This is a genomic window from Variovorax sp. H27-G14, from assembly GCF_046156345.1.
Lineage (GTDB): Bacteria > Pseudomonadota > Gammaproteobacteria > Burkholderiales > Burkholderiaceae_C > Variovorax.
The window spans coordinates 247971-261704 of record NZ_JAYLVN010000005.1 but is presented as its reverse complement, the minus strand read 5'-3'; the positions used below and the strand labels follow the sequence as shown (position 1 = coordinate 261704).

Here is a 13734-nt window from a genome sequence, read left to right as displayed (position 1 = left end):
CCTAGCGGCCCTGCCACTGCGGCTTGCGTTTTTGCTGGAACGCCAGCACGCCCTCGTTCGCGTCTTCGGACTGCAGCGCGTCCACCAGCGCCGGCAGCCGCATGCGGTGCGCCTCGGCCGGCGACAGCGTGCCGGTGCGGCGCACCACCTGCTTGATGGCCTTGAGCGACAGCGGCGCGCAAGCCAGCAGCTGCTGCACCCAGCGGCCGACGGCCGTGTCCAGCTCCGCGCGCGGCACCACCTCGTTGACCAGGCCCATCTCCAGCGCGCGCGGCGCCTTCACGCGCTGGCCGGTCAGCATCATGCCCATGGCCTGGCGGTAGGGAATCTGGCGCTGCAGCAGCAGCATGCCGCCGTCCAGCGGCAGGCGCCCGACCAGCGGCTCCGGCAGGCCGAAGCTGGCCTCCTCGCAGGCCACGACGATGTCGCAGCCCAGCACCATCTCGAACCCACCGCCCAGCGCAAAGCCGTTGACGCGCGCAATCACCGGGACGTCCAGCGTCTCGCGCAGCGCGATGCCGCCAAAGCCGCCAGGGCGCGCCGCGGCCCAGTACTCCACGCCCTTCAGGTTCGAGGTGTTCTTCAGGTCCGCGCCCGCGCAGAAAGATCGCTCGCCGGCGCCGGTGAGCACCACCGCGCGAATGTCGTTGCGCGACTCGATCTCGCACCAGATGCGCTGCAGCTCGGCCTCGGTCGGCAGGTCGACGGCGTTCAGCACCTCGGGCCGGTCGATGGTGACGGTGGCGACATGGTCTGCCACTTCGAACAGAACGCTCATGCGTCGGCCTCCTCGATCAGCGCGCGCGCTTCGGCCAGCACCTCGGCCGTGTGCTGCCCCAGCCGGGGCGGCTCGCGGCGCAGGCCGGCCTTGGCGCCCGACATGTGGATGGGGCTGGCAATGAATTTCAGCGGCCGGCCTGAAGAAGAACCGGCCTCCAGAATCATTGCGTTGTGCAGCGTCTGCGGATCGACCAGCGCCTCGCGCATGTCGCGCACGGGGGCCGAGAGCAAGTCTTGTTCTTCGAGCTTCGCGAGCCAATGCTCGCGCGTGTCGCTCGCAAAGCGCTCATGAAAAATCGCGTGCAGCGCCGTCTTGTTGGCGAACTGCGCCTTCAGCGTGGCGTAGCGTTCGTCCAGCGACAGGTCTTGCAGGCCCAGCGCGGTGCAGATGTCGCGCAGCGGGTTGGCCTTGAAGGCACCCACCAGCACCAGCGGGCCGGTCTGCGTGTCGAACACGCCGGACAGCGGCATGGCGGCCCAGTTGACCTCGGAGTCTTCCATCATCACCATGGCGGCTTCCTGCATCTGCATGGCCAGCATGGAGTTGTAGAGCGACACCGCAATCTTCTGGCCCTCGCCCGTGCGTTCGCGCTGCAGCAGCGCCAGCAGAATGCCCTGCACCATGTGCATGCCGGCCGTGTAGTCGGCCAGCGCCGTGGGGTAGATCGACACCGGCACCGACGCATCGGCGCGGCGCGCCATCACGCCGGTGAGCGCCTGCGCCAGCACGTCTTGTCCGCCCTTGTGGGCATACGGGCCGGTCTCGCCGAAGCCGGTGCCCACCGCGTACACGATGCGCGGGTTCAGCCGCTTGCAGTCTTCGTAGCCCAGGCCCAGGCGCTCCATCACGCCGGCGCGAAAGTTGTTGGTGACCACGTCGGCACCGGCAATCAGCGCCTTCACCAGCTCCATCTGCGCCGCGTCGCGCAGGTCGATTTCCACGCTGCGCTTGTTGCGGTTCAGGCTGCAGAAGATCGGGTTGTCCTGCCCCGCCACCGGCGCAAAGGTGGAGCGGCTCAGGTCGCCCGCGCCCTTGCGCTCGATCTTGATCACGTCCGCGCCATGGTCGGCCAGCATCTGCGTGCAGACCGGGCCCATCATCACCTGCGTGAAGTCGATCACGCGAATGCCGTCCAGCGGCAAGGCACCCGTGCTCATGCGGCCTCCTGGGTGAAAGAGCGCGCGATGGCGGGCACGTCGGCGTTGGGCCCCTTCTGGTCGCCGGGGTCGGCACCCTGAGCGCGCAGTGTTTTCTGCAGCTTGGCGATGTCGACTTCGCGCACCGACACGCCCGCGTTCAGCGCCAGCGCCGCGGCCGTGCCGGTGGCCTCGCCCATGGCCATGCAGGGCGGGATCTCGCGCGAAATTTTCTGCGCGGCCGAGGTGGCCGAGTAGTGGCGCCCGGCCACCAGCAGGTTCTCCACGCTGCGCGGCAGCAGCGTGCGGTACGGGTAGTAGTAGTCGCGCCCGCGCGCCACGCTGTCCTCGAAGCGCGTGCGCTGGGCCACGTCTTCCTTGGTCATCACGTAGGCGCCTTCGAGCAGGCGGGTCTGGCGAATGCCGGTCTGCGGCGCCATGTCGATCAGCGTGCACTTTGCAAAGCCCGGCAGCCTGGCGCGCACGAACTCGATCACCTTGTGGATGGTGTTGCGGCCCTGCACCTCGGCGCGCGTCAGGTCGCTCACCTTCAGGCCGTCCAGTCCCGGCATGTGGGGGCAGTTGCACCACACCACGCCCGGCAGCGGCGTCTTCAGCCACCAGGCCTCCCAGGCGCCGCCCAGCATGTGCTTGATTTCGCGGTCCAGCGCCTGCCAGGCCACGGGGTCTTCGCGCTCGAAGCGCTCGGCCTCTTCGGTGTCGACCGCGCCCAGGCGGAACACGGTCGTCACGATGTAGCTGCCGCTGATGTGCGGCGCGCCGGCCGACGCGGCCACGTCGAGGTCGCCGGTGGCATCGATCACCACCTTGCCCAGAATGGCCTCACGCCCGCCCTTGGTCTCGCAGACAACGCCCTTCACCTTGCCGTCTTCCACCAGCGTGCGCGAGAACCAAGAGTGCAGCCGCAGCTCGATGCCGGCCTGCGACACCATCTCCAGTGAGGTGCGCTTCCATGCGTCGGGGTCGAAGGCGGCGGCAAAGCAGATGGGGTGCGGCTTTTGCTTGCTGTGAAAGTCGTAGGTGCCCCAGCGCTTCCAGCGCCGCACCGACTCGGGCAGCGTGCCCCAGTCTTGCTGGCGCGGGTACTCGGCCAGGCCCAGCGCGGACATGCGCTCGATCATTTCCAGGCAGATGCCGCGCACCGAAATCTCCTGCTGGTGGCTGTCCCACATGTCGTCCAGCACCAGGACCATGCCGCCGGAGGCCAGGCCGCCCAGGTGGTTGTAGCGCTCCAGCAGCGTCACGCTCGCGCCGTTGCGCGCGGCGGCCAGCGCCGCGGCCTGGCCCGCGGGGCCGCCACCGACCACCACCACGTCCGATTCGGCTGCCACGCGCACGTCGTGCGCGCTCTCTTGCATCCAGTCGCCAATACGGCTCATAGAACTGTCTCCTGTTGAAATGTTGGGATGGGTGTGAAGCACGCGGCGCGGTTCATAGCGCGGGTGATGGCGCGCGTCACTGCGTGTTCTCGGGTTGCCAGCGAATGACCCACTTCTCCGCCAGCGTCACCAGCAGAAAGAAGAGCCCCGAGAGCGTGGCGCTCATGACGATGGCGGCGTACAGCAGCGGCGAATCGAAGTTGAAGGTGGCCTGCAGAATCATGGCGCCGATGCCCACCGTGGCACCCACCCACTCGCCCACCACCGCGCCAATGACGCACATCGACGCCGCAATGCGCAGGGCCGAGAACAGGTAGGGCAACGCGTTCAGCAGCCGCAGGCGAAAGAAGATTTCGGTCTTGCTGGCCGACAGCACCCGCATCAGCTCCATGGCCTGCGGGTTGACCGACTCCAGCCCGCGCACCATGTTCACCAGCGTCGGAAAAAAGCACACCAGCGCGGCGATGGTGATCTTCGGCTCCATGCCGTTGCCCATGATCAGCACCAGCACCGGCGCCTTGGCCACCAGCGGCACGGCGTTGAACATCAGCACCACCGGAAAGAAGATGTCCTGCAGCGTCTTGTTGTGCACGAACACCGTGGCCACCGCAATCGCGGCCAGGTTGCCGAGCACGAAGCCGCCGGCGGCCTCCATGGCGGTGGGCAGCAGGTTGTCGAGCAGCACGGCGCGCTTGGCGTAGAGCGTCTCCAGCACGGCCCAGGGCGTGGGCGCGATGAAGGGCTTGACGTCGAACACGGCAATCACGGCCCACCAAAGAAAGAGCAGGCCGCCGATGCCCAGCGCCGGCAGGATGCGCCGGCGCCACAGACGCCGTTGCCGCGCGGCGGCCCAGGCCTGGTACTCGGGGTCGGCCGGGGCGCTTGCGGCACCTGCAAGGGCTGAGGCGCCCGGTACGCCGGTATCGATGGAGCGTGTGTTCATGGCATCGGCCTCAGCAGGTTTCCAGCACGCGCCGCAGATGGCTTGTGAGGCGAATGAATTCGGGGGTTTCGCGCATTTCGAGCGTGCGCTCCGCGGGCAATTCGACGGGCACGATCTCGCGCACGCGCCCCGGGTTGGCCGCCAGCATCAGCACGCGCTGGCCAAGGAACGCGGCCTCGTGGATGCTGTGGGTGACGAAGAGAATCGTCACGCCGGTCTCGCGCCACACGCGCAATATTTCTTCGTTGAGCCGGTCGCGCGTGATCTCGTCGAGCGCGCCGAAGGGCTCGTCCATCAACAGGATCTTGGGGTCGCTGGCCAGTGCGCGGGCAATCGACACGCGCTGGCGCTGGCCGCCCGACAGCTCGTGCGGAAAGGCGCCCGCGCGGTCCTTCAGGCCCACCAGGTCGAGCAGCTCCAGCGGCGTGCGGCGGCCCCTTCGGCTTGCGCCGCCGCCCACCTGCAGCGGCAGCTCCACGTTCTGCAGCGCGGTGCGCCAGGGCAGCAGCGCCGCGTCCTGAAACACGAAGCCGATGTCGCGGTTCTTGCGCGCGGCCTGCGGCGTGGAAGACAGCACCTGAATGTGGCCGCGGCTGGGTTGCAGCAGGTCGGCCACCACGCGCAGAAAGGTCGACTTGCCGCAGCCCGACGGGCCGAGCAGCGTAAGGAACTCGCCCTGCGCCACGTCGAGGTCGAGGCTCTTGATGGCGGTAACGTCGCGGCGCTCGGTGAAAAAGCGCACGCCGATGTCGCGGCAAGTGATGGCCGGTGCGGTGATGGCCGGTGCGGCGATGGCGGATGCGGGTGGCGCGTTGAGAACGGCGGCCATCGCGTCAGCCCTTCATCGCCCGCGCGGCGGCGGTGGCCTTCAGCGCGTCGAGCGACATCACGTCTTCCACCTTGGGCGTGCGCGCAGTGAACTGGCCCAGCTCCGCGTAGGTGGCAATCTGCTCCTGCCACACGGCCGGGTCCATCGCGCCCCAGCCCTGCGTCTGCGCGGCGCCGCCAAAGGCGTATTCGAGCATCACGTCGACCGCCACGCGCTCGTCTTCGCGCTTCAGGTTGGGGTACTCCTTCACCAGCATGTCGACCGCCTCGTCGCGGTGGGCGCGCACGTGGTGCCAGCCCTTGGCCGTGGCACGCAGAAAAGCCTCGATGACCTTGGGCTGCGTCTCCAGCGTCTTGGTCGATGCGTAGTAGGGCAGCGCATACAGGCGCACGCACGCGTCCCACTGCGTGAGCGTGGCAATGTCGGGGCCCAGCACCTTGATGGCGGTGGTGTTGGTGAGCCAGCCCGTCACCACGTCGACCTGGCCGGTGAGCAGCGGCGACATGTCGGCGCCGATGGAGACGATCTTCACGTCCTTCTCGGCGATCTTGTTCTTGGCCAGCAAGGCGCGCAGCAGAATGGCCGCGGTCGACGGAATGCCCACGCGCTTGCCCACCAGATCGGCCGGCTTGCGCACCGGGTTCTTGGCCAGCGAGAAGTAGGTGTACGGGTGCTTCTGTGCGCCCACCGCAAAGCACTTGATGGGCAGGCCCTGCGACACGGCCAGCATGATCGACGGGCTGGACGACACCTGCCCCACCTCGTAGCGACCCGAGGCGATGATGGCGACGCCGTCGATGTTGGGGCCGCCCGGCTGAATGGCGAAGTCGATGCCTTCCTGCTCGTAGAAGCCCATGCGCTTGGCCACCACCTCGCCGATCTGGTTGCCCCCGACGATCCAGCCCAGCTGCATGTTGATGCGCGCCTTGCCCTGTGCGAAGGCGTCCACGCTGAGCAAGCCGCCGGCGGAGAGTCCACCGGCGATGAGGGACGTCTTCAGGAGACTTCGGCGACCGGGGTCGCGGAGCTGGGCCATGGCGAATTCCTTTGGGATGCGATGAGGTGAACGGATGCTAGGAGCGCGCGGCGAGCGCACCAAGCACCGTTTTTCGCAACGGGTGAACTAAAAAATAGGTCCCTCCCCTTCCTCGGTTCACGCCCCCAATGACATTGCGGTGCACGTGGCGCACCGGCACGCACCACATGCGGGAAAACCTGCATCCCCGGTGGGCGGCTTGCGGGGCCTCGCCCCTTTTTTCGGATGCGCTAGAACAGGCCTTGCTGCGAGGTCATGAGCGCGATGAAGCTCTCGCCCATCGGATGCAGGATGGCGTCGGCAATCGGCTGGAGCTGCTTGCTCAGGTAGTGCTCGTAGTCGATGCGGGAATGGCCCGTTTCCAGCGTTTCCAGCGGCTCGGGCCCGTTGCGGGTCATGACGTATTGAATCCACCCGCCGTTCTGGTACTGCATGGGCCGGTTGACGCTGGCGTTGTACGCGTCGGCCATGCGCGCGGCGCGCACCTGCGGCGGCACATTGACCAGGTAGTCGTCGAGCCGGTGGCGCAGGCGCTTGCGGTAGATGAGCAGGTCGTCCTTGCCGCCGGCCATCGTCGCGCGCGCGTAGTCGGTCACGAAGGCCTTGTAGGGCTCGCCCTGGAAGATGCGCGACAGCAGCCCCTGTTGAAACTGGCGCGCCAGCGGGGTCCAGTCGCTGCGCGCCATCTCCAGGCCGCGGTACACCATCTCCTGCTTGCCGGATGCATCCGTGCTCAGGCCCGCGTAGCGCTTCTTGCTGCCCACGTCGGAGCCGCGGATGGTGGGCATGAAGAACTTGCTGTAGTGGGTGTCGAACTCGATCTCCAGCAGGTTGCTCAGGTCCTGCTCTTCGCGCAGCGTGCGCGTCCACCACGCGTTGATGTCTTGCACCAGGCTGGCCGCCACGGCGTGCGCCTCGTCGTTGGTGTGGGTGCGCCGCAGCCACACGAAGATGGAGTCGGTGTCGCCGTAGATGACTTGGTAGCCGCGCTGCTCCACGAACTCGCGCGTGAGCTTCATCATTTCGTGCCCGCGCAGGGTGACGGCCGACACCAGCTTGGGGTTGAAGAAGCGGCATTCGGACGCGCCCAGCACGCCGGCGAACGAGTTCATGAGCAGCTTCAGCGCCTGGGACAGCGGCTCGTTCTTCACCCGTTTGGCTTCGTCGCGCGCGCGCCAGAGCGTGGTCACGATCTCTGGCAGGCAGTGCTTCTCGCGCGAGAAGGCGGTGTCGTCCGGCCCCATCACCACCCGGCCCGGGTCGCTGGCGTGCGAGCCTTCCGCAAAGCCCACGGGGTCGACCAGAAAGGTGCGAATGATCGAGGGGTAGAGGCTCTTGTAGTCGAGCACCACCACGGAGTCGTAGAAGCCGGGCACCGAGTCCATCACGTAGCCGCCGGGATAGGCCTTGCTGGCAATGTCGCCCACGCTGGGCGCCACGTAGCCCATTCTGTGCATGCGCGGCAGGTAGTGGTGGCTGAACGCGGCAATGGAGCCGCCGAAGTGGTCGGCCTGCAGGCCGGTGGCATGGGCCCGCTCCAGCACGAACTGCAGCAGCTTGGCCTTGTCGAAGATGCGCAGCACCAGCTCGCAGTCGCGAATGTTGTAGTGCGCGAGCGCGGGCTTGTCGTGCTGGTAGCGCCGTTCGATTTCGGCCATCTTGTCGTACTCGTCGCCAATGGACTTGCCCTCGCCCAGCAGCGTTTGCGACACGGTCTCCAGGCTGAAGGACGGAAAGCTCCACACCGCGGCCTTGAGCGCGTCGATGCCGTCGATCACCACGCGCCCCGGTGTGGGCGCGAACAGGTAGCCCTGCTTGCCCGGGTGCGTGCGCCACTCGATGCGGCTGCGCTCGCGGCCCAGCAGCAGTTGCGCGCCGCAGTCGTCGGCCGTTTTCTGCAGCACGCGCAGATCGAACTGAATGACGTTCCAGCCGATGAGCACGTCGGGGTCGTTGCGCTCGAACCAGTCGTTGAGCGACTCGATCAGGGCTTTGCGGGTCGGGCAATAGATGAGAGCGAAGTCCGTGGGCTCCTCTGGTTCGGCCGGTGGGTCGCCCAGCATGAAGACCACGCGCTCTGGCAGGCCGTCCAGCGCAATCGAATAGAGCGCCTCGTGCTGGCTCGTCTCGATGTCCAGCGACACCACCTTCAACGCCGGCCGGAACTCCGGCGCGGGCTTGAGCTTGCAGTCGATGAGGGTGGCGCGGCCCGCGGGGTCTGCGCGCCCGCCTTCCACCAAGACACCGGCAGTGATGAACCGCTCCATCAGGTAGCGGTCGTGCGGGCGCACGTCGGCTTCGAGCAGGGGAATGTCCTGTGCCTGAAGCGCACGCGCCAACCGGCCGAGCTGGCGAAAGTGCTTCGCGTACACGCCGATGACAGGGTCCTGCTGAAAGGTCTTCAGCGCCAGCTCGCGCAACGCCAGGCCAGGCATGGACGCAATCTGCGCCTGCACCGCCGCCTGGTGCCGGGTGGCGACGAACGCGACGGAGCGCCGCGAGGTCAGCACGACCTTCACCGGCCCGGCGTCTGTCGCCAGCCAGTAGGTGATGTCGGTGCCGGTGGGCGTGTCGCGCCAGTGGCGGGTGAGGATGAAGCCCTTGAGTTCGGTGGAGGCCACGGGCGCTGGGTGAGTCGGGTGAGTCGGAAGAAAAGGGCGAGCCGAAAGGGCTGAATGCAACAACACCGATTTTCCCCCGGCAACGTGCCGCGCCGAGGGAAAACGACAAGCCATTGCTGCACGTTCGTTCCTACAGTCGAATCCCTCCGTCCATGCATCCGTCCGTCCCTCGGTGCGGGCGCGAACCGCACAGAACAAAAGGAAGATGCGCCATGGAATTCGACTATGTGATCGTGGGCGGCGGCTCCGGCGGCGCCACGCTGGCCTCGCGCCTGAGCGAAGACCCCGGCGTGCAGGTCTGCCTGCTCGAGGCCGGCGGCGACGGGCGCGGCATTCTGGTGCGGGCGCCGGCCGCCACGGTGGCCATGTTGCCGGGCCGCCCGCGCATCAACAACTACGCTTACCGCACCGTGCCGCAACCGGGCCTGGACGGGCGCCGCGGCTACCAGCCGCGCGGGCGCTGCCTGGGCGGCTCCAGCGCCATCAACGCCATGCTCTATGTGCGCGGCCACCGCGAGGACTACGACGACTGGGCCCGCGCGGGCTGCGCCGGCTGGTCGTTCGACGAGGTGCTGCCGTACTTCATTCGCGCCGAAGGCAACCAGCGCGGCGCCAGCGCGCTGCACGGCGCCGACGGGCCCTTGCAGGTGGCCGAGCAGCAGAGCCCGCGCGCCATCACCGAAGACTTCGTGCGCGCCGCCGGGTCATGCGGCATTGCGCGCAACAACGACTTCAACGGCCCCGAGCAGGAAGGCGCCGGCCTCTACCAGGTCACGCAGTTCCATGGCGGCGCGAAGAACGGTGAACGCTGCTCGGTGGCCGCGGCCTACCTGCACCCCGCCATGAAGCGGCCCAACCTCACGGTGCTGACCGCCACGCAGGCGCTGCGCGTGGTGTTTGAAGGTCGGCGCGCGGTGGGCGTGGAAGTGCGGCGTGCCGGCAAGGCCGAAACGCTTTCCGCGCGGCGCGAGGTGGTGCTGTGCGGCGGCGCGTTCAACTCGCCCCAGCTGCTGATGCTGTCGGGCATCGGCGACCCGGCCGAACTTGCGCGGCACGGCATCGCGGTGCGGCATGCGCTGCCGGGCGTGGGCCGCAACCTGCAAGACCACACCGACTTCATCCTCTCGTACACCTCGAAGAACACCGACCTGTTCGGCATCGGCGTGGTCGCGGGGTGGAAGCTGATGAAGGCGGTGTTCGAGTGGCGCAAGCGCGGCACCGGCCTGGTCGCCACGCCCTTTGCCGAAGGCGGCGCGTTCATCAAGTCGTCCCCCGAACTGCGCCGGCCCGACTTGCAACTGCACTTCGTGATTGCCATCACCGACGACCATGCGCGCAAGCTGCACACGGGCTTCGGCTTCTCCTGCCATGTGTGCGTGCTGCGCCCCAAGGGCCGTGGCGACGTGCGGCTGAACGATGCAGACCCGGCGTCGGCGCCGCGCATCGACCCGCGCTTTCTGTCGGAACCCGAAGACATGGCGCTGCTGCTGGCGGGCGTGAAGAAGACGCGAGAAATTCTGCGCGCGCCGGCGCTGGCCAAGTACCGGCAGCGCGAGCTCTACACCGCCGACGCCCACACCGACGAAGACCTGGCGCGCCACATTCGCGCGCGTGCCGACACCATCTACCACCCGGTGGGCACCTGCAGGATGGGCACGGACGCCATGTCGGTGGTCGACGCGCAGCTGCGCGTGCACGGCATCGAGAACCTGCGCGTGGTCGATGCCTCGGTCATGCCCACGCTGATTGGCGGCAACACCAATGCGCCGACCGTGATGATCGCGGAGCGCGCGGCCGACTGGATGCGCGGGCCCCTCACCTTCGAGCGCGCGGTGCAGGACGCTAGGGCGCCTGCGACGAGCCCCTGACGACCAGCTCGCCCGGCAGCAGCAACTGGCGCGGCGGCACGTCGAGGCCGCGCAGCCGCTCGATCAGGCAGGTGGCGGCGGTGCGCCCGATGGCGTCGGTCGGTTGCGCCACGGTGCTCAGGCCGGGGCCGATGAGCGAGGCCCATTCGGGATCGTCGAAGCCGACAAAGCCCAGGTCTTCGCCGAACTGCCAGCCCAGCCGCGCCATGGCCTGCGCCACGCGCAGCGTGACCACCGCATTGCCGGCCACCACGGCTGCGCGCCGGCCGCGCTTGGCGCGCTGTCGCAGTGCGCGCAAGGCCTCGTCGAGGTCGTCGTGCCCGCCCTCGACGCATTCGAAAATTTCACCCGCCACGCGCGGCTCGTGCGCGGCCACGCAGGCGCCGAATGCGGCCGTGCGTTCGCGGCGCGAGCTCACGCCCTTCTGCGGCTCGGTCACGTAGAGCAGCTCCCGAAACCCGCCTTCGACCAGGTGACCGCAGGTGGCCGTCATGGCGGCGTGGTTGTCGAGCGAGACGAAGTCGGTGTGCATGCCGGTGTGGCGGCGGTCGACCAGCACGGCCGGTTTGCCGTGCAGCGTGACCGCGTCGACCATGTTGCTGCCGCGGCCCAGCGTGTTGAGGATGAAGCCGTCGACCTGGTAGCCCGCGAGTGCATTGATGGCCTCGCGCTCGCGTTCGCTTTCATTGCCCAGGTTGAACAGCATCACGAGGTAGCCAGCGTCCTGGCAGGCCTTCTCCGCACCGCGCAGCACGGCCACGGAGTACGGGTTGGTGATGTCGGCCACGATCAGCCCGATGAGCCGCGAGCGGCCATGGCTGAGCGCCTGCGCCATCGGGCTGGGCGAGTAGGCCAGCTTGGCGATGGCCACCTCGACGCGTGCGGCGATGTCGGGGCTCAGCAGGCGTTCGCGGTGGTTGAGAAAGCGGGAGACGGTGGCTTTGGAAACACCGGCCTCTTCAGCCACGTCGCCGATGGTGGCGCGCCCGGTCGGCTTCATGGTGTTGCTCCTTCCCCCTCTGGGGGAAGGCTGATGTGAGGGCCCCTCTCGCTCCCTCTCCCCTTGGGGAGAGGGCTGGGGTGAGGGCCGGCGGCGGTGGCACGGGCAGCGCTTGCACTGCGGCCGACACCCTCACCCCAACCCTCTCCCCAAGGGGAGAGGGGGCAAGACAGGGCAGTCATGCCGAAGCAGTGTCGTACGGCGCCGTCGGCTTCTCGCCCGCCAGCACCTGCAGCAGGTTGGTCGTGGCCAGTTCCGCCATCGCGTGGCGCGTTTCGATGGTGGCCGAGCCGATGTGCGGCAGCGGCGTCACGCGCGGGTGCGTGCGCAGCGCGGAGTCGGCCGGCAGCGGCTCCTTGGCGAACACGTCGAGCCCCGCGGCGCGCAGCGTGCCGTGGTCCAGCGCGTGCAGCAGCGCCTCTTCGTTCACCGTGGCACCACGCCCACCGTTGATGAAAGAAGCACCCGGCTTCATGCGCGCGAAAAAGTCGGCGTCGATCATGCCGCGCGTGGCATCGGTCAGCGGCAGCATGGCCAGCACGATGTCGGCGCTCGCCAGCAGGTCGCTCAGCGGCGTGTGCGTGGCGCGGCCTTGCAGCTCGGGCGCCTGCGTGGCCAGGTCGACCGCGCGGCGCGAGTGGTACAGCACCGGCATGCCGAAGCCCAGCGCGGCGCGGCGCGCCACGGCCTGGCCGATGCGCCCGAAGCCCAGAATGCCCAGCGTCTTGCCATGCACGTCGGTGCCGAAGAGTTCTTCGCCGATGTTCTTTGTCCAGCGGCCTTCGCGCACCAGGTTCGACAGCTCCACCACGCGGCGCTGCGTGGCCATGAGAATCGCGAACACCGTGTCTGCCACCGTTTCGGTCAACACGTCGGGCGTGTGGCACAGCACGATGCCGCGCTTGTGCAGCTCGGCCAGTGCGTAGTTGTCGACGCCGACCGACACGCTCGAAATCACCTCCAGCAGCGGCGCCGCGTCGAGCAGCGCGGCATCGACCGTGTGGCTCGAGCCGATCAGGCCGTGGGCGGTGCGCAGCGCGGCGGCAAAGGCCTCGGGCTCCCTGCGCGGGTCGACCACGCTCACATGGTGCTTCGCCTGCAGGCGCGCCAGCTGGTCTTCAGGCAAAGGCCGAAAGACAAGAACATTTTTCTGCGTCATGGTCATCAGAGTCCCGCTTCTTCAAGTTGGGCCCGCGTCGGCAGGCCTTCGGTATCGCCCAGCACCTGCACGGCGCGCGCGCCGATCCAGGCGCCACGGCGCACGGCGTCGGGCACGCTCCTGCCTTCGAGCAGGGCGCTCACCACGCCGGCGGCAAAGCCGTCGCCCGCGCCCACGGTGTCGATCACTTCCTTCACCGGGAAGCCGTCGACATGGCCGGTGCCGGCCACGTCGCTGTCGTAGTAGGCGCCCGCGGCGCCCAGCTTCACCACCACCAGCCTGGCGCCGCGTTCGCGGTAGAAGCGGGCCACGTCCTCGGGCTTGTCATGGCCGGTGAGCAGCAGGCCCTCTTCGATGCCGGGCAGCACCCAGTCGGCGCGCGAGGCCAGCTCGTTGACCCAGTGGCGCATGGTGTCGGTGGACGACCACAGCGTGGGGCGCAGGTTGGTGTCGAAGGAAATGGTGCGGCCGGCGGCACGCATCACGTCCATGGTTTTCAGCGCGGCCTGCAAGCTGGTCTCGGAGATGGCGGCGAACACGCCGGTGGCGTGCAGGTGGCGCGCGGAGCGCAGCCAGGCCTCGTCGACATCGCCCGGGCCCATGTGGCTCGCGGCCGAGCCCTTGCGGTGGTATTCGATCGGCGGGTCGCTGCCGTCGGTGACGCGGCCCTTGAACTGAAAGCCGGTGCGCTGCGCGGCGTCGGTGATCACGTGCGAGCAGTCGATGCCTTCGGCGCGCATGGCGGCCAGCAGCGCGCGGCCCATGGAGTCGGTGCCCAGGCGGCTGGCCCAGCCCACCTTCAGGCCCAGGCGCGACAGGCCGATGGCCACGTTGGTCTCGGCGCCGGCGGTGCGCTTGAAGAACGACTCTGCGTTTTCCAGCGGCCCCGGCCGGTCGGCCACGAGCAGCAGCATCGCCTCGCCAAAGAGAGCGACATCGAAGGCAGTGGGTTCTGTCATGT

11 protein-coding genes are annotated in these 13734 nt (G+C 68.4%); 1 reads left to right on the top strand and 10 read right to left on the bottom strand.

Annotation, left to right across the window (positions count from 1 at the left end; translation table 11 throughout):
* Position 1: 1 nt before the first annotated feature.
* The 7 genes from VLK31_RS16470 to VLK31_RS16440 all read right to left on the bottom strand — a co-directional run bounded on the left by VLK31_RS16470 (position 2) and on the right by VLK31_RS16440 (position 8746).
* Positions 2 to 778: an enoyl-CoA hydratase-related protein gene (locus VLK31_RS16470; RefSeq protein WP_409169489.1), complete on the bottom strand. Its 777-nt coding sequence runs from the start codon at positions 776 to 778 to the stop codon at positions 2 to 4.
* Positions 775 to 1938: a CaiB/BaiF CoA transferase family protein gene (locus VLK31_RS16465; protein WP_409169488.1), complete on the bottom strand. Its 1164-nt coding sequence runs from the start codon at positions 1936 to 1938 to the stop codon at positions 775 to 777. The genes VLK31_RS16470 and VLK31_RS16465 overlap by 4 nt, the downstream gene beginning before the upstream one ends.
* Positions 1935 to 3317, bottom strand: a complete 1383-nt coding sequence (locus tag VLK31_RS16460; protein ID WP_409169487.1) for an FAD-dependent oxidoreductase — start codon at positions 3315 to 3317, stop codon at positions 1935 to 1937. Before VLK31_RS16460 ends, VLK31_RS16465 begins: the two co-directional genes overlap by 4 nt.
* A 76-nt stretch (positions 3318 to 3393) precedes the next feature.
* The gene (locus VLK31_RS16455) at positions 3394 to 4260 is read right to left on the bottom strand and encodes an ABC transporter permease (RefSeq protein ID WP_409169486.1); all 867 of its coding nucleotides are present in this window, start codon (positions 4258 to 4260) and stop codon (positions 3394 to 3396) included.
* Between the two features lie 10 nt (positions 4261 to 4270).
* Positions 4271 to 5089, bottom strand: a complete 819-nt coding sequence (locus VLK31_RS16450) for an ABC transporter ATP-binding protein (protein ID WP_409169485.1) — start codon at positions 5087 to 5089, stop codon at positions 4271 to 4273.
* 4 nt (positions 5090 to 5093) lie between these two features.
* On the bottom strand, positions 5094 to 6125 hold the full coding sequence (locus tag VLK31_RS16445; RefSeq protein ID WP_409169484.1) for an ABC transporter substrate-binding protein: 1032 nt from the start codon (positions 6123 to 6125) through the stop codon (positions 5094 to 5096).
* A 230-nt stretch (positions 6126 to 6355) separates the two neighbouring features.
* Positions 6356 to 8746, bottom strand: a complete 2391-nt coding sequence (locus tag VLK31_RS16440) for a DNA polymerase II (RefSeq protein WP_409169483.1) — start codon at positions 8744 to 8746, stop codon at positions 6356 to 6358.
* 212 nt (positions 8747 to 8958) lie between these two features.
* Between VLK31_RS16440 and VLK31_RS16435 the strand changes: the two genes are divergently transcribed.
* On the top strand, positions 8959 to 10614 hold the full coding sequence (locus VLK31_RS16435; RefSeq protein WP_409169482.1) for a GMC family oxidoreductase: 1656 nt from the start codon (positions 8959 to 8961) through the stop codon (positions 10612 to 10614).
* Here VLK31_RS16435 and VLK31_RS16430 read toward each other — a convergent pair.
* The 3 genes from VLK31_RS16430 to VLK31_RS16420 all read right to left on the bottom strand — a co-directional run bounded on the left by VLK31_RS16430 (position 10589) and on the right by VLK31_RS16420 (position 13732).
* Entirely contained in the window at positions 10589 to 11614 is a 1026-nt protein-coding gene (locus VLK31_RS16430; RefSeq protein ID WP_409169481.1) for a LacI family DNA-binding transcriptional regulator, read from the bottom strand. The two genes, VLK31_RS16435 and VLK31_RS16430, sit on opposite strands and share 26 nt — an antisense overlap.
* A 178-nt stretch (positions 11615 to 11792) precedes the next feature.
* Positions 11793 to 12779: a 2-hydroxyacid dehydrogenase gene (locus VLK31_RS16425; protein ID WP_409169480.1), complete on the bottom strand. Its 987-nt coding sequence runs from the start codon at positions 12777 to 12779 to the stop codon at positions 11793 to 11795.
* Positions 12779 to 13732, bottom strand: a complete 954-nt coding sequence (locus tag VLK31_RS16420; protein ID WP_409169479.1) for a sugar kinase — start codon at positions 13730 to 13732, stop codon at positions 12779 to 12781. Before VLK31_RS16420 ends, VLK31_RS16425 begins: the two co-directional genes overlap by 1 nt.
* Between the last annotated feature and the right edge of the window lie 2 nt (positions 13733 to 13734).

Bases quoted from the DNA above. Each gene is read 5' to 3' on its own strand.
- VLK31_RS16435 (WP_409169482.1), top strand. From the start codon at position 8,959: ATGGAATTCGACTATGTGATCGTGGGCGGCGGCTCCGGCGGCGCCACG.
- VLK31_RS16465 (WP_409169488.1), bottom strand. From the start codon at position 1,938: ATGAGCACGGGTGCCTTGCCGCTGGACGGCATTCGCGTGATCGACTTC.
- VLK31_RS16455 (WP_409169486.1), bottom strand. From the start codon at position 4,260: ATGAACACACGCTCCATCGATACCGGCGTACCGGGCGCCTCAGCCCTT.
- VLK31_RS16470 (WP_409169489.1), bottom strand. From the start codon at position 778: ATGAGCGTTCTGTTCGAAGTGGCAGACCATGTCGCCACCGTCACCATC.
- VLK31_RS16420 (WP_409169479.1), bottom strand. From the start codon at position 13,732: ATGACAGAACCCACTGCCTTCGATGTCGCTCTCTTTGGCGAGGCGATG.
- VLK31_RS16425 (WP_409169480.1), bottom strand. From the start codon at position 12,779: ATGACCATGACGCAGAAAAATGTTCTTGTCTTTCGGCCTTTGCCTGAA.
- VLK31_RS16460 (WP_409169487.1), bottom strand. From the start codon at position 3,317: ATGAGCCGTATTGGCGACTGGATGCAAGAGAGCGCGCACGACGTGCGC.
- VLK31_RS16450 (WP_409169485.1), bottom strand. From the start codon at position 5,089: ATGGCCGCCGTTCTCAACGCGCCACCCGCATCCGCCATCGCCGCACCG.
- VLK31_RS16445 (WP_409169484.1), bottom strand. From the start codon at position 6,125: ATGGCCCAGCTCCGCGACCCCGGTCGCCGAAGTCTCCTGAAGACGTCC.
- VLK31_RS16430 (WP_409169481.1), bottom strand. From the start codon at position 11,614: ATGAAGCCGACCGGGCGCGCCACCATCGGCGACGTGGCTGAAGAGGCC.